Raw genomic sequence first — 22,806 nt, forward strand, 5'->3', positions numbered from 1 at the left:
CAGAGGGCTTTGAGCCCGCGACTGGCAACTACGGTAACAGGTGCGAAACGGCCTGCTTTTCCTCAAGTAGTTCCTGTTCGGTCTTAGCCATCAGGTCGCGGCTGAAATCATTGATATCCAGCCCTTCAACCACCTGATATTGACCGTTTTCGCAAGTCACGGGAAAGGAATAGATCAGCCCCTCTGAGATGCCGTAATCCCCCTCAGAATGAATTCCCATACTGACGATCTTGCCACCGGTTCCCAGAGCCCAGTCACGCATGTGCTCGATTGCCGCATTGGCGGCCGAGGCAGCACTGGATAGCCCGCGCGCCTTGATGATTGCCGCACCGCGCTGCTGCACGGTAGGAATAAAATCGCTCACCACCCAGTCCTGGTCCACCAGGTCCAGGACTTTTTCTCCGGCTACGCTGGCATGGTGTACATCAGGGTATTGGGTCGCAGAGTGATTACCCCAGATGATGACGCCATCGACGTCGGTACTGTGCTTGCCGGTTTTCTCGGCCAGCTGGGCAATCGCCCGGTTGTGGTCCAGTCTTGTCATGGCCGTGAACTGGCCTGGTTTCAGATCGGGTGCGTTGCGGTAGGCGATAAGCGCGTTGGTATTGGCCGGGTTGCCTACTACCAGCACCTTGACATCACGACTGGCATGGTCGTTGATGGCCTTGCCCTGAGCAGAAAAAATTGCCGCGTTGGCTTCCAGCAGGTCTTTTCTTTCCATGCCCGGGCCGCGGGGGCGCGCTCCCACCAACAGACAGTAGTCGGCATCTTTGAAGGCTACATTCGGGTCATCGGTCTGCACGATACCCGCCACCAGAGGGAAAGCACAGTCTTCAAGCTCCATCGCAACACCCTTCAGGGCATCCAGCGCCGGCGTTATCTCCAGGCATTGCAGGATTATGGGCTGATCGGGGCCCAGCATTTCACCGGCAGCGATTCTGAATAAAAGGGAATAACTGATTTGTCCTGCTGCTCCGGTTACAGCAACTCTGACTGGTGCGTTCATAAGTTTCGATAATCCTTGCTGGTCAAATAAGTGAAAACTACAGAAATTTAAGCGGAGGATTATAGCAGACTTTCCGGGAAACACCCGTACCGGCAGGGCTGGCCCATCACTCTGAAGCCATCCCGGGCATTTGCAGGCGCCCTTCCGGACCGGCACCCGCGCCCGAAGAAACCCTGGCCCTGTAACCCTTGAATTACCGCCGCAATGCGCTGCGTCAGTCTGTCTCACACTACCGCGAGGTGTTGTGTGCGGATAGTGACCACTGCCCTGCCAGGCGCGCTATCAGCGCCACGGCGGCCGACAGACCCTGTCTTGCGCCCCCTCAAGCAAGCGAGACAATCAGCCACTTCCTGTCAGCTGATAAACATTGCGTCCCCGTAACTGAAGAACCTGTATCTCTCTTCTATCGCCTGATTATAAGCGCCAAGTATCTTTTCTTTATCGGAAAAAGCACTCACCAGCATTAGTAGCGTCGATTGTGGCAGGTGAAAATTGGTGATCATGGCGTCCACAACGCGGAAGTGGAAACCGGGGTAAATAAAAATATCCGTTTCGCCCTCAAAGGGCGCCAGGCTGCCACTCCGGGCAGCAGTCTCCAGACTGCGCACGCAGGTGGTGCCGACTGCAATGACACGGCCGCCCCGCTCCTTGCAGGTTTCAATCTGGGTCACCACGGATTCTGGCACCCGCAGCCATTCCGAGTGCATCCGGTGCTTCTCGACATTGTCCACCCGCACCGGCTGAAAAGTTCCAGCACCCACATGCAGCGTGACGAAGGCTTTTTCAACCCCCACCTCCTCGAGCCGCTGCAGCAGGGGCTGATCGAAGTGCAGCCCGGCCGTGGGAGCCGCCACCGCCCCCGGAATCTGACCGTACACCGTCTGGTAACGCTCACGATCAGCCAGCTGGTCCTCCCGCCGGATATAGGGAGGCAACGGCATGTGCCCTGCTGCCTGCAGATACGCCACCAGGCCCTGTTCGCAATCAAACTCCACCCGGAAAAACTCACCTTCCCGCCCCGTCACCGTGGCAGGCACCGAGACCTGCGCTGAACTCTCTGCGGCGCTTTGGGTTGGATTTTCTACTGAATGTTCTGTTGAACTCCCCGCGGAGCTTTCGGCTGAACGCTCGGCTGGGCCTCTGGGTGGGCTCTCCGCCGCAGCTTCGATTGAGCCCTGCTCCTCAGGGGCTGCCGGGAACAGTAGCCGGGTGCCGGGCTTGGGTGACTTGCTGGCGCGGATCTGGCACAAAGCAGCCCGCTCAGACACCAACCGTTCCATCAGCAACTCAATCTTGCCACCCGATTCCTTGTGACCAAACAGTCGCGCGGGTATCACCCGGGTATTATTGAACACCAGCAGATCGTTGGGCCCTAACAAGTCGGGCAGCTCGCGAAAGACCCGGTGCTGCACCTCCCCGGATTGTTTGTCCAGACACAACAACCGGCTGTCGCTGCGGTTGGCTGGCGGGTAAAGAGCAATCAGCTCGTCCGGCAGCTGGTAATCAAAGTCGCTGGTCTGCATGGTGGTATCGGCCCGAACCGGTTTCTCAGGACTGCCAGCCGGTCTGGCCAGTCAGCAAGGCGCAAGAATATAGAAATTTTCCGCACCCTTGAAGCCCCGGAGGGGCGGATTGCGGATTGCGGAGCGGTTGATTGCTGTTATAATCCTGCCGCATCAGGAATCCGGGCCAGAGCCGGCCTGATGGTAACTGTACCAATGATGGGTTTTTTCTTAAGGCATTCCAAGGTATGACACTGCCCTGGCAGGGCAGATCAAGTTACTCAAGATGCCGGAGTGGTGAAATTGGTAGACACGTCGGATTCAAAATCCGATGCTAGCGATAGCGTGCCGGTTCAAGTCCGGCCTCCGGTACCATCCCTACAGAAAACAGAAAAGCTTAATCATATTCGCGTGCATTCAGCGTAGCTCACCAGATGCATGTGCGCGAATCTGCCAAGTTATCAGGCTATCAGTGTCCCCTGTTGCCCCTGTGCCCCCTGCGGAGAATCTTCAACAGTACATAAAAAAACGGCCGCACTGTCGAGTGCGGCCGTTATTCCTAAAGTCTTCCTGGCTGTTCGTGCCGGGAAAAACCTAGTTCTTCTGGGCAGCGGCCTTTTTCTCTTTCTCGCGTTCAATGACTGCTTCGGCGACGTTGGCAGGACATTCGCTGTAATTATCGAATTCCATCGAGAACTGGCCACGGCCTGAGGTCATGGTTCGCAGCGTGCTGATGTAACCGAACATTTCGGCCAGCGGTACAGCGGCTTTCACACGGACACCCGTGTTGGTTTTTTCCTGGTCCCTGATCATGCCGCGACGACGGTTGAGATCACCGATCACATCACCCACGTTATCGTTGGGTGTGAATACGTCCACTTTCATGATGGGCTCAAGCAGTTTTGGAGTGGCTTTGGGCATGGACTGACGGAAGGCTCCTTTGGCAGCGATTTCGAAAGCGATCGCTGATGAGTCGACTGCATGGTAGGCACCGTCGGCCAGCTCTATTTCCACATCCAGCATAGGGAACCCTGCCAGCGGACCGGTTTCCATCATGGACTTGAACCCCTTCTCGATCGCCGGGAAGAACTCTTTCGGTACGTTACCGCCCACTACTGTAGAAAAGAATTTGAAGCCTGAATTCGCTTCACCAGGGCGGATCTTGTAGTCGATCTTGCCGTACTGACCCGAACCACCGGACTGCTTCTTGTGGGTGTAGCTGTCTTCGACCTCGCTGGTGATGGTTTCGCGGTAAGCCACCTGGGGTTGACCCACAACAAGCTCGACACCGTAGGTACGTTTCATGATGTCGATTTTGATATCCAGGTGCAGTTCGCCCATGCCCTTGAGTATGGTCTCGCCTGAATCCTGGTCGGTTTCAACACGGAAAGTCGGGTCTTCTGCCACCAGTTTGCCGATTGCGATACCCATCTTCTCATTGGCGCCCTTGTCTTTGGGCTGGACCGCGATGGAGATCACAGGCTCGGGGAACACCATGGCTTCCAGCGTACAGGGGCGGTCAGGATCACACAGGGTGTGACCGGTCTGTACGTTCTTCATGCCTACAATGGCAATGATGTCGCCTGCCTCTGCGTGAGTCAGCTCCTTTCGCTCATCGGCCTGCATTTCCACCATACGGCCAATACGCTCTTCCTTGCCGGTAAAGCTGTTGAGGATGGTGTCACCCTTGTCGAGCGTACCGGAATAGACACGTACGAAGGTCAGGGCGCCGAAACGGTCGTCCATGATCTTGAATGCCAGCGCTCGGAATGGCTCGTCGGCCGACACCTTTGCGAACTGCCCGTTGGGGTTGCCTTCCTCGTCGGTCAGGGGCTGAGGGTTCACTTCGTGCGGCGCCGGCAGGTAGTCGACTACGGCATCGAGTACCAGCTGGACACCCTTGTTCTTGAAGGCCGAGCCACAGTAGGTCGGGAAGAATTCCAGCTCCAGTGTGCCCTTGCGGATACAGCGCTTGATGTCCTCAATTGAGGGCTCCTCACCTTCCAGGTACTGGGTCATCACCTCGTCGTCCATTTCGACGGCGGTTTCGATCATTTCTGCACGGTATTGTTCCACCTGGTCGACCATGTCGGCAGGGACATCCTGAATCGTGTAGTTCTCAGGCTGGCCTGAGTCGTCCCATACGTAAGCCTGGCGGGTGAGAACATCCACCACGCCCACGAAGGTGTCTTCGAAACCGATAGGCAGGGTCATGACCAGAGGCTTGGCACCCAGCACTTTCTTGATCTGGGCAACCACCTTGAAGAAGTCGGCCCCGATGCGGTCGAGTTTGTTGACAAATATCAGGCGTGACACCTTGGAATCGTTGGCATAGCGCCAGTTGGTTTCGGACTGGGGCTCAACACCGCCGGAACCGCAGAATACGCCGATGCCGCCGTCGAGTACCTTCAGTGAGCGGTACACTTCCACGGTAAAGTCGACGTGCCCGGGGGTGTCGATGACATTGAAACGGTGATTTTTCCAGAAACAGCTGACGGCAGCCGACTGGATGGTAATGCCCCGTTCAGCTTCCTGTTCCATGAAGTCGGTAGTGGATTCACCCTCGTGAACCTCGCCGATCTTGTGGATCATGCCGGTCAGCTTGAGGATGCGCTCGGTAGTGGTGGTTTTGCCGGCATCCACGTGGGCGAAAATGCCTATGTTTCGGTAAAGGGATAGATCGTTCATGGCGTTTTAAGTCCGTCGATGGAGGTATTGGGTAAAAAACGGCGCAGCATACACTAAAGGGAGCAGTTTTTCAGTCAGAGTTCACATAATTTTTACTTTGGCGACCCGGGCCGCCCCGGCGGGCTTCCCCCGGAGCAGACGGCTCCCGATTTCAGGGAGTTGGGGGAGGCATTCACAACTTCATAATTTAAGGGAAATTTGATAGTGGAACATTCCAGCAGGCGTTAGCCTTTATTGACCCATTTCGAAAGCGCTTGCTGAGACACCTGCAGGCACGCTCAATAGACCACCAGTCAGATTGCGTCACTGACGCTGGACAGATTGAAATTACGCACTTTCAGCGCCGGCACTACGATCGGGGTACTGACCGAACTGTTCTCGGAGGCAGCTACCCGGGTCGCAGGGCCAATCATTTCCACGTTCTGCAGCATCTCGGTAATCGATTGATTAAAGCGGAAATTGTTGACCGGGCGCGTAATACGACCATTCTCGATCAGAAACGTGCCGTCCCGGGTCAGCCCGGTGTAGGAAACGATGCGGGGATTCAGACCGCGTATATACCAGAACCGGGTCAGCAACACACCCCGCTCGGTAGAAGCGATCATGGCTTCGAGGCTGTCCTCACCGCCCGGCATGATCAGATTGGCAGGTCTGGGCAGCGCTTGTTCGCCGCGCTGTTGTGCCCAGTACCGGGATCTGGACAGAGCTGTCAGCCGGCCACCGTCGACCCAGGTTTGTCGCCTTAAGGGTTCCCCCAGGCTGTTGAAGGGGCTTGCCTCGGCATCGCTGTAGGAGGGATCGCTGAACAGAGTGACACGCGGATCGAAAAGCGCTTCGCCGACCCGATTTCCCCCGCCTGGTCGTGAAAAATAAGAACGGCCCTCATCTGCTGACCGTTGATCGAGGCTGGCCAGCATTCGCGACATGAGCATGCCCACAGCCGTCGGTTCGAGGATAGCGGTATAGGCACCAGGTTCCAGATCTGATTTGCGCCAGTCCCGGCACTTCCTGACCGCGTCATCGGCAACTCGCCGACTTTCAATCCGGCTCCAGTCGTTAGCCTCGTCACCCGCCCAGCCTGACTGCAGACCATCGGGCGAACGGCAGGTCAGTGTATAGGCAACGCCGGTCCCGGCATTACTGCCAAACAGCCCGTTTGAAGTGGCCACTGCCGTGCGCTCGGCCCTGGCATCCATAAAAGAAGCGGCAATCTGATCTGCCGCCTGTGCCTGACGAATGGCGATGGCCGCCGCCTCGGCCCGGGTCAGGGGTTCCAGTTCACCGGTGGACTCGTAATAGCCGTTCACCTCATCGTAGGCCTGGGCCTCCAGTTCGGGCAGGTATTCGGGGTTTTCCGGCGCCAGCCGGGCCATCGCCTCGGAATTGCGGACCGCCAGGGCCAGATTGCCATCATCCAGCTGATTGGTAACCACCGAGGCAACCCGCTTCCCGAACACACTGGTAATGGTGACGTTGGTGCGATCGGCACCACCGGCGCTGGTTATCCGGTTGGTGGCGACCCGGGTGTAACCTGACCAGCCGGAAGTGATGTTCACACGGCAATGGTCTGCCCTTGAGAGCTGCACGATGCGCTCACTCAGGTTCCTGATCTCTGTTGCTGAGAGTCCTCGGGCTTCGGCCATAGGTATTGCCGTTTATCCAGTATTGATTATGTCGATGTTACGAAAGCGGGCTATCGGGCAACCGTGGGATACTGCATTGACCTGCATGGGCTGGCCCTTGGCATCCCCAAACGAGGCACCCAGGTAGTAGGTCTGCGCGCCCCCGATTAAATCCATCGCATTCCAGAATTCCGGTGTTCTGCCAACATAGGCAACATCACGCAGCATTCGTTCCTTGCGGCCGTTGCGGATTTCCCAGAAGACCTGGCCACCGAATTGAATATTGTAGCGCTGCTGGTCGATTGAATAGGAACCGCGGCCTTCGATCAGTATCCCCTGCTCTGTATCGCCAATGACGTCTTCTTCGCTGACATCCTGTTCGTTGGGCAACAGGCTGACATTGGGCATACGCTGAAACGGCATGCTCTCCCAGATTTCGCCATAGGCACAGCCATGACTGTGGGTTACGCCTGTATAAGGAGCGATCCAGGCGGCCTGTTCCCGGGTGGTCTGATAATCCACCAGTATGCCGTCTTTGATGATGGGCCAGGTATCCGCCGGTACACCCTCATCATCCCAGCCGGTAGTGGCACAGCCGCCCAGTTCGGTCCTGTTACCTACAAACTGGACGAAGTCCTGGCCCAGTCGCATCCTGCCAAGCACCTGGTCCGGTGGATACATGAAAGAGGTCCCCGCATAGTTGGCTTCGAACCCAAGCACCCGATCCAGTTCAGTCGGATGGCCGATTGCTTCATGAATGGTAAGCCACAGATTCGAGGGATGCAGGATCAGATCCCATTTTCCAGGCGAGACCGGAGTCGCTTCCAGCTTCATGGCAGCTTCCTCAGCCCAGCGCTGGGCATTGCCGGCCATCTCCAGGCCCATCACGTATTCGTAGCCACGACCCGCAGGCTCCACTACGGCGCCCCGCGTCTGAAAGTCCCTGCCATCGGAGGAGATGGCGGTGATATTCACGGACGGCGCGATGCGGAAATAAGTCTGCCTGATGAGGGAGCCTTCGGACGTTGCCGTCAGCCGGTCTTCCCGGATAGACAGGATACTGCTGGAAGCGTATTCGACATAATTGACCCGCAGCGCCTCTTCGTTGATGCGCAGCAGTAAAGCAGCCTTGTCGTCGAGCGAGACCGTAAACGGGTCAACACTGTGAGGCGTCACCCACTCCACATCGTTGAAGACATCAACCGGCGCAAGCAGAGCCTGGGACGGCGCCACGGCGTTGTTTGCCCTGGCGATCGCAACCGCTTCCCGGGCCATGGCTGCCACTGCACCCCGCTCCAGCACCTGGGTGGCCGAAAATCCCCAGGAACCACCCACCAGCGCACGCACATTGATGCCGAACGACTCGAAATTTTCAACCCGGGTGATGGTCTGCTCCCGGGTCCCGATTGCTTCGAATCGGGACCGAATGATTCTTCCGTCCGCGTAACTGGCACCAGCACTCATGGCGGCGTCGATAGCCAGCAGCAACAGTTCCCGCTCGGTAGAGGTTAAGGGTTGGGCCGCTACCGGCGCGGCGGCAGGCACGAGAAGCCCGGCGGCCGCCAGAGCAGACGAATAACGGAGAAAATCCCGCCGCGACAGTGAACTGGCAAGATAGAGGGGATCGCCGGCTTCCGAGACGGAACCTCGATGATTGACTGGAACCGGCAGCAACGACATGCAACATCACCCAGGAAGCGCAAAAGGACGAACACAACTTAACCTTTAGCAATCATTAATTCAAGATTGCGCTTACCGGCAGAATGCCGAACCCTCTTTCCGCTCCCTGCTGCTCGGCGGGGTCGCTTCGACAGCCAGTGAACTGTTTAGCGCAGTGAAGGGAAAGTAGGGGACACTGATAACTTAATAACTTAAGAAAATTCTTTCAATGAACAGGGCACGCTAAGTTACTAAGTTATCAGTGTCCCCTGCTTTCAGTGCCCCCTTCTTTCCTGTGGCGGGATTTACCTGTGGCTTTCTACCTCAACATGCCCCTCACCTCTTACAACCGGCGCGAGTAGTTTCAATCAGCGATTGAAGTTATGATTCCCTGATTGAACGCTGATTACCATCATCCGAATTGAGCTCCTGCAAGCGAGGCTGACATGACCAGAAAGCTGCTGTTATTTATCGCGCTATCACTTTGTTCTTCGTATTTGTCAGCACAGGTGGCCAATGAATGGAAAATTATCCATGCCGGGACCCTGCTGGCGGATGCACGGGATGCGGCGCGAACGGAACAGAGCATTATTATCAGGAACAATGTCATCGTCGAGATTCGCGGCGCGGCCAATGCCAGAGTGATTGATCTGAAGAATCATTTTGTCCTGCCTGGCCTTATCGACTCACATACCCATATCCTCAGCCAGCAGGAACCCAATAGGCGTGAAATAAGCGTTACCCGAAGCACGGAGTTCAGCACGCTGATGGGCGTCGAGTATGGCATGCGCACTTTACGGGCCGGGTTTACCACCATCAGAAATGTGGGTGCCGACAGAAACGCCATCTTTGCATTGCGCGACGCAATCAACCAGGGCATTGTGATGGGACCGCGTATCCGTGCGTCCGGTCAAAGTATCACTCCAACAGGCGGCCATGGAGACAGAAACGGCTTTCGCGATGACATCTTTCCCCACCCCCACTCCGGCGTTTGCGACGGTGTCGCCGAGTGTCGCAGGGCAGTGCGGACACAGATCAAATACGGAGCCGACCACATCAAGTACGTTGCCACCGGCGGCGTGCTCAGCATCACCGATACCGGCACGGGTCAACAATTTACCGACGAAGAGCAGATCGCACTGATAGAGGCTGCCCATGCCATGGGTCGTAAGGTCGCGGCTCACGCCCACGGTAAAACAGGCATGGAAGCCGCGTTGCGCGCCGGAGTCGATTCCATCGAACATGGCTCCTATCTTGATGAGGAGACCGCCGATCTGTTTGTAGAAACTGGCGCTTACCTGGTTCCAACACTTATTGCCGGACATACCGTAGAACGCATTGCTACCGAGAGGCCGGATTTCTACCCGCCAGAGGTAAGGCAGAAGGCTCTGGAAGTCGGGCCGGTGATGCGCAATGCGCTGCGAATCGCCTACGAAAAAGGCGTCAAGATTGCCTTTGGCACCGACGCCGGTGTCAACGATCACGGCACCAATGCCTACGAAGCCGTGCTGATGCATGAAGCCGGCATGCCGGAGCGCGCCATACTGATTTCCGCGACAGTGAACGCCGCGGAACTTATCGGCCTGTTCGATTTCATAGGCACGATAGAGGCCACTAAGGACGCAGACATTATCGCTGTGCGGGAAAATCCTCTGGAGGACATTTCAACCCTGCTCGAGCCCACGTTCGTCATGGCGCGCGGCAACGAAGTGAACCTGGATGTACCCCCGGTTGATCTCTTTCCCTGGCCGGGCATCTGACACCCCGGAGCCAACATCAGGCCGACCCATCGTAAGTTTATGGACACCCTGAACTTCAAGGAGCCAGCATGTCTTCGGATAAACAGAAAATTGCCGTGGTAACCGGCGCCAACACCGGGCTGGGGTTGGAAACCAGCACAGGTCTGGCCAAAGAGGGTTACACCGTCGTGCTGGCCTGCCGCAGCCAGCCGAAAGCGAACGGCGCGATTGAACGTATCAGGCGCCAGGTGCCCGCGGCACGCCTGGACTTTATCCCGCTGGATCTGATCGATCGCGACTCTATCAGGCAGTTCGCCGATACTTTCGCCCAGCGCTACGACCACCTTGACCTTTTAGTCAATAATGCGGGCATGATGGGCCCTCCCTACACCATTACCCGAAACAATCTGGAGCTGCAGTTTGACGCCAACCATATCGGTCATTTCTGCCTCACGGCTCTGCTGCTTGACAAACTGGACCAGCCGTATGAAACCAGAATAGTCAATGTCTCCAGCCTGGCCGGCAAAAGGGAGTATGCCGATATTCACTTTGACAACCTGAATTTCGTAGGCACCTATGAAGACGGGCCAAAGATGTTTGGTCTGAGCGGCATGGTAGCCTACAGCCAGAGCAAACTGGCCAACCTGCTATTCACCATGGAGTTAAAAGACCGCCTCGCGGCCGCTGGTAAGAAAATCAAGGCGGTGGCGGTCCATCCCGGGGTGTCAAACACCGACTTATCCCGTAACATGCCGCCACTGCTAAGAGTTCTGGCCCCGGTCCTGGTGAGATTCATGGATATCTCCAAGGCGGCCGAAGGAGCAGAGTCGACTTTGTTTGGCGCTCTGAACCCTGGTGTCAATGCCGGAGATTTTATCGGCCCCACAGGAAAGGATGAGCGTACAGGCCCGCCAGGTAAAGTTGCACTGCCACCGAAGGCGACCGACAAGGCATTGTCCGAAAAGCTCTGGTCCCGCTCAGAAGAACTGACAGGAGTAACCTTCCAGCTGTAACCATGCAGCTATAACCAGGGCAACCTCAACCACCATTAAACCAACTTCAACACAGTGATCTGAATTATTATGGCAATTCCAGAATGTATGCGAGGACGACTGTCCATTCCCGCCGTTGGTGCACCTTTATTTATCATTTCCAATCCCGATCTGGTGATAGCCCAGTGCAAGGCGGGTGTGGTTGGTTCATTCCCGGCTCTGAATGCGCGACCGAAAGAATTGCTCGATGAATGGCTCACCCGCATAACTGAAGAGCTGGACGCCTACAGCCAGGCCAACCCGGACCGCCCGGCCGCACCCTTCGCAGTGAACCAGATCGTGCACGGCTCCAACGATCGACTGATGCACGATGTGGAAATGTGTGTAAAACACAAGGTACCCGTTGTCATCACATCACTGGGTGCGCGCCCGGAAGTATTTGAGGCCATACACTCCTATGGCGGAATCTGTCTCCACGATGTAATCAATGATCGCTTTGCCCGCAAGGCAATCGAAAAAGGTGCCGATGGTCTTATCTGTGTTGCCGCCGGTGCGGGCGGCCATGCAGGATTACTGTCACCGATGGCTTTCATACAGGAGGTCAGGCAATGGTTCGACGGCCCTCTTCTGCTGTCCGGCGCCATAGCGACCGGCGCGGGTGTCCTGGCTGCCCAGGCGATGGGTGCCGATCTGGCTTATATCGGATCGGCTTTTATCGCCACCGAAGAGGCCAACGCCGACCCCGCTTACAAACAGGCGCTGGTGGACTATGCGGCCAGTGATATTGTCTACACCAACCTGTTTACGGGCGTGCACGGCAATTACCTGAAGCCTTCCATCGAGGCAGCCGGGATGGATCCGGACAATCTGCCCGAAAGCGATCCCAGCAAAATGAACTTTGGTTCCGGCGGCGGCAGCAAGTCCAAGGCGTGGCGGGACATCTGGGGCTGCGGCCAGGGCATCGGCAGTATCAAGGAAGTGGTGCCGGTCGCGCAATTGGTAGGCAGATTGAAGCGCGAATACGAGATGGCGAGGCAGCGGCTTCTGGATAGCCAGGAATACTGAGGGCCTGCTGTTGTTTGCTAAAGTCCCCCGGGGGCTCTGAGGGCCACGCCGGCGAGGCTCATCGATGCCAGCATGCGCACCTGCCAGCTAGCGCTGGTGTGACAAAGTCAGTAGTTTAAGGGCTGTATAAGACTGCTCTAAGCGCAGCCAAAACGGGTTTGAAACTGACCAATAAACTCAGTTTTCCCGGTTTAATTAACCGCCAGTTAAGCCACTTTTTATCGAAGGTTTACCAGGCGTACCAGGGGATTTCTGGACAACCAGGGCAGAGTATCGCGGTAATTGATCAACAGTTCTTTTTTAATGAACGTCTGACAAACTACTCAATCCCGGACACATTGGTACAGTGGGCACCGGAGGGAACCTGCCCGGAGCCCAGCGCGGTTGGGTACGGTGCCTGATAAGGATCGATGGGTTCGGCAAGGATCAGGTCCATGATCACGAACAGCAGAATAAACAGCATGGCCAGCATGCCGGTCGTGGGCCGTTGGGGAAGCCGGTCTTTATCGCTCATGGGATGCCCACCTGTAGCCGTGGGCGCGCCTGCTGTAACAGTACCGGCCGTAATCGGATTCCCAATGTCGAGCCCATAAAAGCCGCCACAAACCAGACCCAGCCATGCACACTGCCAGTGGAAACCCCACTGAAAAAAGCACCCACGTTACAGCCGAAGGCGATCCGTGAGCTGTAACCCAGCAGCAGACCTGCCGCGATAATCACCAGCCAGCTGCTCAACTGCAGATTGGCCACCTGCGGATCCACCTGCCGGCGCCAGCGCATGACCAGAAAGGCGCCGACGATCAACCCGATATTGGTCAACGAGGTGGTATCGGTCAGTACACTTTGCTGCAGACGCTCGGCATGGGCCGGGTTGGACCAGAACGCTGAGCCGGCCAGTTCCAGCCCGCCCGCCTGGGCAATTTTTGCTCCCCACAATCCCAACCCGTATACCACGCCCCAGGATTGCCCCGCGATCATCAGGTTAAGTATTGCCAACAGGGCCAGCAGAACAGCTGCCGCAATAAGCCGGGGCGGCAGTTTTCTTTTGCCGGGTTCCGACCAGACCAGCGCGAGAACGGCCAACACCGACAGACCCAACAGGGTCACCCATAGCCCCCCGCTGGAGCCGAAGGCCTCTTGCAGGGTAAGTGGCGGCAGAGTGCCCAAGGCATTCCACCAGACCAGGTGGAGCGACCCCACGAAGCTGCCAGCAATAAAACCCGCCAAGGCTACCAGCGAAGTGAGGTTGCCACTACCGGCATTGACCAATGTACCGGAGCCGCATCCAAGCACCAGTTGCATGGCCATACCGAATACGAAGGCGCCCCCGACCATGGCTACACCAACGGGCGCATAGGCGCCGGTCAACTCATCTGGATGGGAAGCCAACAATGGAAAAGCCACCATGGCCGTCAGCCCGATAGCCAGCAGCTGCGCCAGCAAACCCCTGCCGTCCCGTTGCAGGACTACCAGACGCCAGGGGCCGGCAAAGCCGAAGCGGAATCCTTCCAGCACCAAACCGAAGCCCATGCCCACCATCAACAGTAAAGTAGAGCGCGGCCCGGCCAGGTAAAAGGTGCCGGCCAGCACCAGTAACGCCAGCGCTACCAGCCTGTTTCGAGGCATGGCTTTATATCCCACGTCGCTCATGGCTGATTACCCAACAGATCCTGCAGCCAGCGGTAAGTGAGGTCACGATACACTCGAAGACGCCCCACCTGGTTGTCCATGGGCCGTTCTTCTTCGCTCCAGGCCGCCACACTTTCCGCGTACAACCTGGTGTTTTTAACACCCAGCAGCTCACTCATTACAAACCAGTTGATAGACGCCCAATGTCCGGTATTACAGAAAGAAACGGTTATCGGTGCATCCAGTGCCAGCGACTGCAGGCTTTCGGCCAGCGCCCTCCTGGTGGTCAACCGATCTCCGTCAAACCAGGTTTCGTATTGCAGGTTGGCGGCGCCACGAATGGTGCCCGGTTCGCCCAGGGTAGCGCGCAGACCACGGTAAAAACTGACCGGCCTGGCGTCTACCAGGTTAGCCTCGCCAGTCTGTACCAGCACTTCCACCTCCTCGGTAGTGACGCGCCAGTCACTCCGCCAGCTGGGACTGTAATCACTGGGCGTCACTGTGACCGGATCGGTGCTGACGGCCAGACCTGCCGCCTGCCAGGCCCTGAATCCGCCATTGACGACGGCGACATCGTTCACTCCCAGGCTTTTGAGGGTCCAGTAAACCCGTGTCGCAGCCCCCATATCCGCCGGATTGGAACCCTCGTGCACAACCGCCACCGGCGTTTCGGCATCGATCCCCAGGCCCTGTAATAATGCCGTGTATTCTTCCAACTCTCGCAGCTCACCGGGATTGCGACCGGTACCACGCCACTGCTCGTAAACGCTCTCCACGCTCCCAGGCAGGTGCCCCCGTGCGTAGTTGCCACTGACCCGGATAATCCGCACTTCCGAAGCGTCCGCCAGGATTACTGCCAGTTCCTGCGGTTCAAGCAGAGGCTGCCATCCCACCGGCGTTCCCAGCGCCAAGGCGGCAGGCAGCAGTAATAAATTAAGTAATGTAATGCGCAACAGATGCTTCATGAGTTGACTATATCCCGCTATGTCCCGCCAGGTCCTGCTAATCGATGTCCTGCTGCAGGCAAGTAAAGCTGGCCGCGCCTGCATTGTGCCACCAACAGCCCAATGATGGCATATTTCACAGTGCTTTTCCCTTCCCCGGAGCTGGTTCTCGCTGCGCCTCTGCCAGCCTTGCACCGGTGTGGTTCCTTGTTCGCCGCGTCGACAACGTGCTAAATTACGCGCCCGTCGCAACGGACTCTTGTTTTAACAGCACTCCCCCGCAAAGGAAAAAATTATGGCAACCTACAAAATAGCATTACTTGACGGCGACGGAATAGGACCGGAAATCATGGCCGAAGCGGTCAAGGTGCTGAACCTGGTTGCCGAACGCAATGCCATCGATTTCGAACTGGTACACGGTGCTTTCGGGGCCAGCGCCTATTTCGAACACGGCCACTCGTTTCCGGAGGCCACCAAGGCTCTGTGTGACGAGGCTGATGCCATCATCAAGGGCCCTATCGGTTTGAGCCATGAGGAATCAAAGAAGATTCCCGTCGATATGCAACCGGAGCGCGGCGCCCTGCTCCCCCTGCGCCGCCGCTATAACACGTTTGCCAATTTCAGACCGGTATACCTTCCCAAAGGTCTGGCCCACTTCTCCCCGCTGAAGCCCGAAATAATCGGTGAGGGCATCGATCTCCTCATTATTCGTGAACTCGTTGGGGGGCTCTACTTTGGCGAGAAAGAATCCGGTGTAAATGCGGCGGGCCTGCGCTATGTGAAGGAAACTCTGGAATACGACGAGGAGCAGATCGCCCGCATCGCGAAGGTCGCCTTCGAGACTGCCATGAAACGCAAGAAAGTACTGCACAATATTCACAAGAGTAACGTGCTGAAATCCAGTGTGCTGTGGAACGAAGTACTGGAAGAAGTCGGCCAGGGCTACCCGGAAGTGAAAATCGTACACATCCTGGTGGACGCTGCCGCAACCTACCTGTGTCTTAATCCAGGCCAGTTTGACGTGATGGTGATGGAGAACATGTTTGGCGATATTCTCAGTGATCAGGGTGGTGGCATACTGGGCTCACTGGGACTGATGCCCTCTGCCTGTATTGGCCCGGACAAGGCTTACTACGAACCTTCCCATGGTTCGGCGCCGGATATTGCCGGCAAGAACATCGCCAACCCCTATTCCATGATCGGCTCGGTAGCCATGATGCTGGAAATGTCTTTCGGGATGGACCAGGAAGCCAGAAACGTCTGGCACGCCATGCAGAGTGTCTTTGCCCAGGGCTACTCCACCCCCGACCTCTCCAAGCCGGGCACCGGCGTGAAGATGATCGACACCAGCGGCTTTGGTGATCTGGTCGTTGAGGAACTGCGAAAGCAACCGGTTGGGTAATTCAGCCCGCGATAGTGGGGCCGAAAGTCTTCTCCACGGCGCATGCTCGATTAATAATAGATGTCCTGTTTCGCCACCGGGAAGGGTGTCTGTGCCGCCGGGCGCTCAACGGCCGGCTGTTCCCGGCGCTGCGCAACTCGACCTCCGCGCTGCGCGCTCCGTGATTCGAACAGTGCTCGCGCTGTTTCGGGAACAGCCGGCCGTTGAAAGCGCGCCCTGATTGGCGGCACAGACACCCTTCCCGGCGGCTTGGTCATTGCGAGATTGTGACCATTCAATTTCCAGGCCCCAACATTTGATTTGATTTGATCTGAGCGTGACCGTAACGCAGAAAATCTTAACTGAAGCCTCAAAGCGTATAACCTGAAGACACGCTGACTGACAGACTGTCAGGGCAAAATTCTACGGAAATCCATCGGCCGGCAATACGCCCTTTCAGCGAGTTGGTCCGAAGACCAGCGCATCATGAAAATTAATCGGGGTTTCCTGACGTTGACACAGAAGCTGGAAGGCCCCGGTCAGGCATTGCCTCGCCGGCCAATCAGGGCGCGTTTCAGTGCAGAGCGTTTTCCGGAAACAAGCGAGCACTGACCGAGTCCCGGAGCGCGCAGCGCGGAGGTTGAGTTGCGCAGCGCCGGAAAACGCTCTGCACTGGCGCCCGGCCGGCGAGGCAATGCCTGACTGGGGCCCGACGCCAAACCAACTCAACATTCCTGCTAACAAGGAAAAATCAGATAAATCTACCCAGCCTGATCAGACTGCAACCGCATATTAATCATGCGCATGGTTGCCTTGATGGCAGCCAGCACCTGATTGGAATCCACCCCGCGGGTCTTGATCTTGCGACCTTCTATGCCCCAGGTAATGATGGCCTCGGTCAGTGCGTTGGTATCACCGCCACGGGGGATATGCACTTCGAAATCAACCAGCTCAGGCATCTGAAATTCGCGCTGCTTCAGTATCTTGAGAATCGCGTTAATGAAAGCGGCAAACCCTCCATTACCCGACCCCGAGCTGTGATACTCCTCACCCTCAATGTCTACCCGGATACTGGCCGTACTTTCCACGTCCAGACCGCTGCTCACATAGCAATTCTTCAAAGTAATGAGGTGAACGTCCCGGCTTTCCATTACGTCAGCGATTATAAAAGGCAGATCTTCCGGGGTGATGATCTGCTTGGAATCCCCCAGCTTAACTATCCGTTCCAGTACCTTGGCCTGCTCCTCTTCACTGAGATTCAATCCCAGCTCCTCGAGATTGTTGATCAGGGAAGCCTTGCCACTCATTTTGCCCAGGGCGTAAGTCCGCTTGCGGGCAAAGCGCTCCGGACGCAGCTCGGTGACATATAGATTGCCTTTCAGGTCGCCATCGGCGTGAATGCCTGCTGTCTGGGTAAATACGTCGGCCCCCACAATCGGCGTGTTGGCTGCGATCCACTTACCCGAGAAATTTTCCACCATCCTGCTCAGCATGACGATGCGGGTTTCATCGACGGACAAGGTCATGCCCAGCTTGTCTTTCAGGGCGACCACCACCTCTGCCAGGGAGGCATTGCCAGCCCGTTCACCCAGGCAATTCATTGTGCAGTGAATAGTATTGATGCCTGCCCGCACCGCAGCGAGGACATTGGCTGTTGCCAGCCCGTAATCGTTGTGCGGATGAAAATCGAAGTCCAGCGCAGGAAATTCACTCCCCATGGTCTGCAGCGCGGCATACACCTCTTCCGGCGCCATGACGCCGAGTGTATCCGGCAGCATAAAGTGCCGGATGCCAAGCTCGCCAGTACGCTGCAGCAGTCCGAACACGTAATCACGGCTGTCAACAAAACCGTTGGACCAGTCCTCCAGGTACATGTTGCACTGCAGACCCTGACTGTGGGCATACTCCACTGTCCTGGCGATATCATCGGCGTGCACTTCCAGGGTCTTGCCCAGCTGCTCGCGACAATGTTTTTCACTGCCCTTGGAGAGCAGATTGATCACCCTGCCTCCGGATGCCTTGATCCAGTCCACGCTGCGCCGGTGGTCGACAAAACCCAGCACCTCGACGCGCTCACCGAAGCCCTCTTGATCGGCCCAACGGTTGATCTGTGCCACGGCCTGCTTCTCGCCCTCGGAAACACAGGCTGATGCCACCTCGATGCGGTCTACCTTCAAGGACTGCAGCAGTGCGCGGGCGATATTCAATTTCTCGTTGGCGGCAAAAGAGACGCCCTGGGTCTGCTCGCCATCTCTCAGAGTGGTGTCCAGTATGGCGATGTGCCGCCCGGGAGTGCGCGGGGCCTGCTTGTCGGAACTGCTCATTCTCATTTCTGCCTGACTGACGGTGCAACGGACTGCTCTGCGCACCGGACTGAAGATCTGCTGATCAAGGGGCGCTGATTCTACCAGTAAAACGGCCAGCCTAGAAATTGCTGAAGTTGCCAGTAGTGTCTCCGTTTACTTGTCCTGCAGGGCAGATTTGTCTTTGGTCAGAGGGTAGTTGGCGGCTTTTTGCGCAGGAGGGCGGTAGAAGTCGCGTTCTGTGGCTTCGAACGGCGCGGCCGGCAGCGGCTTCTGCGGGCTGCGTACCGCGCCCGTCCTGAGCACCTTCCCTCTAATTAGCCTCTGATTAACTACCCTGAAAAGCGGTCATTTCCCGCCATTCAGCACCGGTCCTTGATTGCAGTTCGCAGAAGCCCCTGCCGACCACGCCCTGGCACCAAGTGGTCCCCATCATTCAACGACTTCGACGGAGACCAAAGCAACCAGAAATCGCTGAAAACGCAATAGCGAAAATAGTGCTAAGAAGAAACTGCCGCACGCTTGCATCAAGACACCGAAATTAAAATCTCGCTCTGAGCACCACGCCGGGGGAATCCGCCGACGGAGCAATCAAAACGCAGCACCGACTGACCGAAGGAGACCGTCCTTCAGGGCTCCTGACCGAGGGAGGGAATCCCGGAGGGATGCGCGTTGCTCCGTCGGCGGATTCCCCCGGCGTGGTGCGGTCTCGAAAAAACCTTAAATCAAGATTGAGGCACTGCCAGGCAGCCGGCTCCATTCAATTGTCGGGCGGTTCCGTATATACTCCGCGCTTTACCCGCAAATGATCGCCAGGAGTGGTTTATGCCTATAAAAATCGGAGTCCCGACAGAAATTCGGGATGGCGAGCAGCGCGTGGCGCTGGTGCCCGATGTCGTCACGCGACTGGGCAAGCTGGACGTCCAGGTCGCTATTCAATCAGGAGCAGGCGAGGCAGCCGGCTGGAGTGACGCAGAATACGTCGGGGCCAGCGTCAGCAGTGACAGCGCACAATTGCTGGGAGACAGCGACATTGCCCTGATGGTGAACCCGATCACCTCCGAGCAGATCGAGCAATTGAAAGAGGGATCCGTGCTTATCGGCTACCTGAATCCCTACACGGATCTGGAGCGCTTTGAAAAACTGGCCAGCCGCCGCATCAGCGCCTTTTCCATGGAGATGATCCCCCGTATCACCCGGGCTCAGGCCATGGACGCACTGTCCTCCCAGGCCGCGATCGCAGGCTACAAAGCCGTCCTGATGGCTGCCAGCCTGCTGGGTAAATTCTTTCCCATGCTGACCACTGCTGTCGGCACCGTGCGCCCCTCGAAGGTGCTGGTAATCGGCGCCGGCGTGGCCGGTCTGCAGGCCATCGCAACGGCCCGCCGCCTGGGCGCTATCGTGGAAGGCTATGACGTGCGCGCCGCAGTGAAAGAGCAGGTGGAATCCCTGGGCGCCAAGTTCGTCGACGTGGGCATCAAGGCAGAAGGCAGCGGCGGCTATGCCCGTGAACTCACCGACGAAGAGAAGCAACAACAGCAGGACGTGCTGGCGCAGCATATCGCCGCTTCAGACGTGGTCATCACTACGGCGGCGATTCCCGGGCGCCCATCACCAAAAATTGTGACCACGGCGATGGTGGAAGCCATGCGCGGTGGCTCGGTGATTCTGGACCTGGCGGCAGAGGGTGGCGGTAACTGCGAACTGACGCAAGCCGGCGAAACCGTGTTGCATAACCGGGTAAAGATCGCCGGCCCCCTCAACGTTCCCGGCACTGTCGCCAACCATGCCAGTGAATTGTATGCCAAGAATCTGCTGAACTTTCTCGAGCTGCTGATTAAAGAAGGTGAGATCAACATCAACCTGGACGACGAAATCATCAACGACAGCCTGTTAACTCACGACGGAAAGGTTCACCACCCCACTTTACGGGAAAGAATGAACATCAACCAAGGAGCCGAATCATGATTGAAGGAATGGCTGCCCTCTATATCTTCATGCTGGCGGGTTTCACCGGTTACGAGATTATCAGTCGCGTCCCCGTGATCCTGCACACACCGCTCATGTCCGGGTCCAACTTTGTACACGGTATCGTGCTGGTAGGCGCCATGTTTGCACTGGGCATCGCTGAAACGCCAGCGGAGCAGATCATCGGCTTCATCGCCGTGCTGCTCGGAGCCGGCAATGCGGTCGGAGGTTATGTAGTTACCGAACGCATGCTGGAGATGTTCAAGCCCAGCACGAAAAAAGCCGGCGGCGCCGACGGGGAGGAAAAGTAAATGGAACTACTCACGCAATCCGCCTATTTTATTGCCGCGGCTCTGTTCATCCTCGGGCTGAAACAGATGAGTTCCCCCGTCACGGCCCGCCGCGGCATCGTCTGGGCCGGAGCCGGTATGGTCCTGGCTACGCTGGTGACCTTCCTGGTGCCGGAAATCACCGGCAGCAGTCACGCTAACACCAACCTGATCCTGATCATCCTGGCCATTGCCCTGGGCGGCGGCTATGCCTGGCACACCGGCAAGAAAGTCGCCATGACCGACATGCCACAGATGATTGCCATGTATAACGGCATGGGCGGTGGCGCGGCCGCCACCATTGCCGCCGTAGAGTTGCTCAAGGCCAATGGCGAGGTTGAGCGAGGCCTCGCCGCCTCCATACCCGACGCTTTGGGTAGTGATGTGGCTATACTTGCAATTCTGGGCGCCATCATCGGCACCATTTCTTTCAGCGGCAGCATCATTGCCTGGGCCAAACTGGATGGCAGGCTGAACCGCAGCAGGCTATTGCCCTCTCAGCATCTGATCAATGCCGTACTGGCCCTGGCAACAGTGGGCTTTGCCATCGCCATCTACTTTGCCACCGATCTGACGCCGATCATCGTTTTCTACATTCTGGCTCTGATACTCGGAATCTTTATCACCGTCCCAGTGGGCGGAGCCGACATGCCGGTGATCATCTCCCTGTTCAATGCCCTGACCGGCCTGGCTGTCGGCTTTGAGGGCTATGTGCTGGGCAATGCCGCCATGATTATTGCTGGTATCGTGGTCGGCTCCGCAGGCAGCCTGCTGACGCACCTGATGGCAGTTGCAATGAACCGCTCGGTGGCCAACGTGTTCTTTGCCGGCATGGGCACCGAGACCGGAGCTGTTGCCAGCGGTGAGCAGGGTGAAATGAAGGAAATCCAGGCCCAGGATGCCGGTATACTGATGGCGTTTGCCGATCAGGTAGTGATCATTCCCGGCTACGGAATGGCGGTAGCCCAGGCCCAGCACAAGATCTGGGAACTGACCCAGTTACTCACCGACAAGGGTGTCTCGGTAAAATTTGCCATTCACCCTGTCGCCGGGCGTATGCCGGGCCACATGAACGTGCTGCTGGCGGAGGCAGGTGTTCCCTATGACATGATTTACGACATGGAAGACATCAATGCCGATTTCAAGAACACCACGGTCAGCCTGGTAATCGGCGCCAACGATGTTGTTAACCCATCGGCCAAGAATGACACCAGCAGCCCGCTTTACGGCATGCCTATTCTGAACGCCATGGACTCCAGCAATGTCATTGTTATCAAACGAGGCCGCGGGGCCGGATTCTCCGGCGTGGAGAATCCGCTGTTCTTCGCCGACAACACGCGCATGCTGTTCGGCGACGGACAGAAAGCAGCCAATGAGCTGATCCGCGCCGTGAAGGAATTGTAAGCCGACCTTGTCTTTGGAATTGACCAACCTCGACATGTCGGCGCTGCCAGGCGCCGGCCTGTTCCGCCGGCTGGCAGCCCTGCTTTACGACGGCTTTCTGGTAGTAGCCATCTGGATGCTGTTGGGGTTTCTGCTGCAACTTATCGTAGGTACAGACACGAACCGCCTGGAGAATGGCGTGGTGCAGACGGACCCGGTGCTGGATGCCGTGCTGTTTGTGGTCATGCTGTTATCGGCCACAGCGTTCTACCTGTGGTTCTGGTGCCAGAGCGGCCAGACCCTGGGGATGCTGGCCTGGCGCCTGCGAGTGCAGGACTATCAGGGCAATCTGCTCACACCACGCCATGCCCTGCTGCGCCTGCTGCTGGCCTGGCCGTCTTTTTTCCTGTTCGGGCTGGGTTTCCTGTGGGTACTGGTCGACCGGGACAACAATGCAGTCCACGACATACTCTCCAAGACCCGGGTCATCCTGTTACCGAAGGAGTTTCAGCCACTGAAGTAAGTCTGCGCGTTCTGGCAACCAGCTATTGCTGCGCTAGCTGAGGCTGAGCGCTAAGGGTATATCGACCCGAACC

The 22,806-nt window shown here is 57.2% G+C and carries 17 protein-coding genes and 1 tRNA gene; 9 read left to right on the forward strand and 9 right to left on the reverse strand.

Annotated features, from left to right (window positions below):
• Positions 1–28: 28 nt before the first annotated feature.
• Both R3F50_19740 and queA read right to left on the reverse strand, forming a co-directional pair.
• Positions 29–1,006 (reverse strand): malate dehydrogenase, encoded by a 978-nt coding sequence (locus R3F50_19740; protein ID MEZ5492520.1) that lies wholly within the window; start codon positions 1,004–1,006, stop codon positions 29–31.
• A 353-nt stretch (positions 1,007–1,359) separates the two neighbouring features.
• Positions 1,360–2,529, reverse strand: a complete 1,170-nt coding sequence (gene queA, locus R3F50_19745; GenBank protein MEZ5492521.1) for a tRNA preQ1(34) S-adenosylmethionine ribosyltransferase-isomerase QueA — start codon at positions 2,527–2,529, stop codon at positions 1,360–1,362.
• A 267-nt stretch (positions 2,530–2,796) separates the two neighbouring features.
• Between queA and R3F50_19750 the strand changes: the two genes are divergently transcribed.
• Positions 2,797–2,883: transfer RNA gene (locus tag R3F50_19750), tRNA-Leu, on the forward strand.
• A 219-nt stretch (positions 2,884–3,102) separates the two neighbouring features.
• Here R3F50_19750 and fusA read toward each other — a convergent pair.
• The 3 genes from fusA to R3F50_19765 all read right to left on the reverse strand — a co-directional run bounded on the left by fusA (position 3,103) and on the right by R3F50_19765 (position 8,498).
• The gene (gene fusA, locus R3F50_19755) at positions 3,103–5,196 is read right to left on the reverse strand and encodes an elongation factor G (protein MEZ5492522.1); all 2,094 of its coding nucleotides are present in this window, start codon (positions 5,194–5,196) and stop codon (positions 3,103–3,105) included.
• 293 nt (positions 5,197–5,489) lie between these two features.
• Complete coding sequence (locus tag R3F50_19760) at positions 5,490–6,839, reverse strand: metallopeptidase TldD-related protein (protein MEZ5492523.1); 1,350 nt, start codon at positions 6,837–6,839, stop codon at positions 5,490–5,492.
• A gap of 12 nt (positions 6,840–6,851) precedes the next feature.
• On the reverse strand, positions 6,852–8,498 hold the full coding sequence (locus tag R3F50_19765) for a TldD/PmbA family protein (GenBank protein ID MEZ5492524.1): 1,647 nt from the start codon (positions 8,496–8,498) through the stop codon (positions 6,852–6,854).
• 425 nt (positions 8,499–8,923) lie between these two features.
• Between R3F50_19765 and R3F50_19770 the strand changes: the two genes are divergently transcribed.
• From R3F50_19770 to R3F50_19780, 3 genes are all read left to right on the forward strand, one after another.
• The gene (locus tag R3F50_19770) at positions 8,924–10,237 is read left to right on the forward strand and encodes an amidohydrolase family protein (GenBank protein ID MEZ5492525.1); all 1,314 of its coding nucleotides are present in this window, start codon (positions 8,924–8,926) and stop codon (positions 10,235–10,237) included.
• A gap of 68 nt (positions 10,238–10,305) precedes the next feature.
• A complete protein-coding gene (locus tag R3F50_19775) occupies positions 10,306–11,229 on the forward strand; it encodes an oxidoreductase (GenBank protein MEZ5492526.1) in 924 nt (307 codons plus the stop codon).
• A gap of 69 nt (positions 11,230–11,298) precedes the next feature.
• A complete protein-coding gene (locus R3F50_19780) occupies positions 11,299–12,273 on the forward strand; it encodes a nitronate monooxygenase family protein (GenBank protein ID MEZ5492527.1) in 975 nt (324 codons plus the stop codon).
• A gap of 319 nt (positions 12,274–12,592) precedes the next feature.
• Here the strand turns inward: R3F50_19780 and R3F50_19785 are convergent, their stop codons facing one another.
• The 3 genes from R3F50_19785 to R3F50_19795 are packed head-to-tail and all read right to left on the reverse strand — an operon-like array spanning position 12,593 to position 14,867.
• Positions 12,593–12,787 carry a hypothetical protein gene (locus tag R3F50_19785; protein ID MEZ5492528.1) on the reverse strand — a complete coding sequence of 65 codons (195 nt, stop codon included), beginning with the start codon at positions 12,785–12,787 and terminating at the stop codon, positions 12,593–12,595.
• Complete coding sequence (locus R3F50_19790) at positions 12,784–13,899, reverse strand: YeeE/YedE family protein (protein ID MEZ5492529.1); 1,116 nt, start codon at positions 13,897–13,899, stop codon at positions 12,784–12,786. Before R3F50_19790 ends, R3F50_19785 begins: the two co-directional genes overlap by 4 nt.
• A 20-nt stretch (positions 13,900–13,919) precedes the next feature.
• Positions 13,920–14,867 (reverse strand): rhodanese-like domain-containing protein, encoded by a 948-nt coding sequence (locus tag R3F50_19795; GenBank protein ID MEZ5492530.1) that lies wholly within the window; start codon positions 14,865–14,867, stop codon positions 13,920–13,922.
• Positions 14,868–15,141: 274 nt separating this feature from the next.
• Between R3F50_19795 and leuB the strand changes: the two genes are divergently transcribed.
• Positions 15,142–16,248, forward strand: a complete 1,107-nt coding sequence (gene leuB / locus R3F50_19800; GenBank protein MEZ5492531.1) for a 3-isopropylmalate dehydrogenase — start codon at positions 15,142–15,144, stop codon at positions 16,246–16,248.
• Positions 16,249–16,988: 740 nt separating this feature from the next.
• Here the strand turns inward: leuB and R3F50_19805 are convergent.
• Entirely contained in the window at positions 16,989–18,551 is a 1,563-nt protein-coding gene (locus R3F50_19805) for an alpha-isopropylmalate synthase regulatory domain-containing protein (GenBank protein MEZ5492532.1), read from the reverse strand.
• Between the two features lie 804 nt (positions 18,552–19,355).
• On the opposite strand from R3F50_19805, the gene R3F50_19810 reads away from it, so the two are divergent.
• The 4 genes from R3F50_19810 to R3F50_19825 are packed head-to-tail and all read left to right on the forward strand — an operon-like array spanning position 19,356 to position 22,733.
• Complete coding sequence (locus R3F50_19810; protein ID MEZ5492533.1) at positions 19,356–20,498, forward strand: Re/Si-specific NAD(P)(+) transhydrogenase subunit alpha; 1,143 nt, start codon at positions 19,356–19,358, stop codon at positions 20,496–20,498.
• Positions 20,492–20,809 (forward strand): NAD(P) transhydrogenase subunit alpha, encoded by a 318-nt coding sequence (locus R3F50_19815; GenBank protein MEZ5492534.1) that lies wholly within the window; start codon positions 20,492–20,494, stop codon positions 20,807–20,809. Before R3F50_19810 ends, R3F50_19815 begins: the two co-directional genes overlap by 7 nt.
• The gene (locus R3F50_19820) at positions 20,810–22,231 is read left to right on the forward strand and encodes an NAD(P)(+) transhydrogenase (Re/Si-specific) subunit beta (GenBank protein ID MEZ5492535.1); all 1,422 of its coding nucleotides are present in this window, start codon (positions 20,810–20,812) and stop codon (positions 22,229–22,231) included.
• Positions 22,232–22,238: 7 nt separating this feature from the next.
• A complete protein-coding gene (locus R3F50_19825) occupies positions 22,239–22,733 on the forward strand; it encodes an RDD family protein (protein ID MEZ5492536.1) in 495 nt (164 codons plus the stop codon).
• Positions 22,734–22,806: the final 73 nt, after the last annotated feature.

This window comes from Gammaproteobacteria bacterium (assembly GCA_041395725.1).
GTDB lineage: Bacteria > Pseudomonadota > Gammaproteobacteria > Pseudomonadales > Pseudohongiellaceae > NORP240.

Coding starts and splice junctions, on each gene's coding strand:
- R3F50_19740 (MEZ5492520.1), bottom strand. CDS start 1,006: ATGAACGCACCAGTCAGAGTTGCTGTAACCGGAGCAGCAGGACAAATC.
- queA (MEZ5492521.1), bottom strand. CDS start 2,529: ATGCAGACCAGCGACTTTGATTACCAGCTGCCGGACGAGCTGATTGCT.
- fusA (MEZ5492522.1), bottom strand. CDS start 5,196: ATGAACGATCTATCCCTTTACCGAAACATAGGCATTTTCGCCCACGTG.
- R3F50_19760 (MEZ5492523.1), bottom strand. CDS start 6,839: ATGGCCGAAGCCCGAGGACTCTCAGCAACAGAGATCAGGAACCTGAGT.
- R3F50_19765 (MEZ5492524.1), bottom strand. CDS start 8,498: ATGTCGTTGCTGCCGGTTCCAGTCAATCATCGAGGTTCCGTCTCGGAA.
- R3F50_19770 (MEZ5492525.1), top strand. CDS start 8,924: ATGACCAGAAAGCTGCTGTTATTTATCGCGCTATCACTTTGTTCTTCG.
- R3F50_19775 (MEZ5492526.1), top strand. CDS start 10,306: ATGTCTTCGGATAAACAGAAAATTGCCGTGGTAACCGGCGCCAACACC.
- R3F50_19780 (MEZ5492527.1), top strand. CDS start 11,299: ATGGCAATTCCAGAATGTATGCGAGGACGACTGTCCATTCCCGCCGTT.
- R3F50_19785 (MEZ5492528.1), bottom strand. CDS start 12,787: ATGAGCGATAAAGACCGGCTTCCCCAACGGCCCACGACCGGCATGCTG.
- R3F50_19790 (MEZ5492529.1), bottom strand. CDS start 13,899: ATGCCTCGAAACAGGCTGGTAGCGCTGGCGTTACTGGTGCTGGCCGGC.
- R3F50_19795 (MEZ5492530.1), bottom strand. CDS start 14,867: ATGAAGCATCTGTTGCGCATTACATTACTTAATTTATTACTGCTGCCT.
- leuB (MEZ5492531.1), top strand. CDS start 15,142: ATGGCAACCTACAAAATAGCATTACTTGACGGCGACGGAATAGGACCG.
- R3F50_19805 (MEZ5492532.1), bottom strand. CDS start 18,551: ATGAGCAGTTCCGACAAGCAGGCCCCGCGCACTCCCGGGCGGCACATC.
- R3F50_19810 (MEZ5492533.1), top strand. CDS start 19,356: ATGCCTATAAAAATCGGAGTCCCGACAGAAATTCGGGATGGCGAGCAG.
- R3F50_19820 (MEZ5492535.1), top strand. CDS start 20,810: ATGGAACTACTCACGCAATCCGCCTATTTTATTGCCGCGGCTCTGTTC.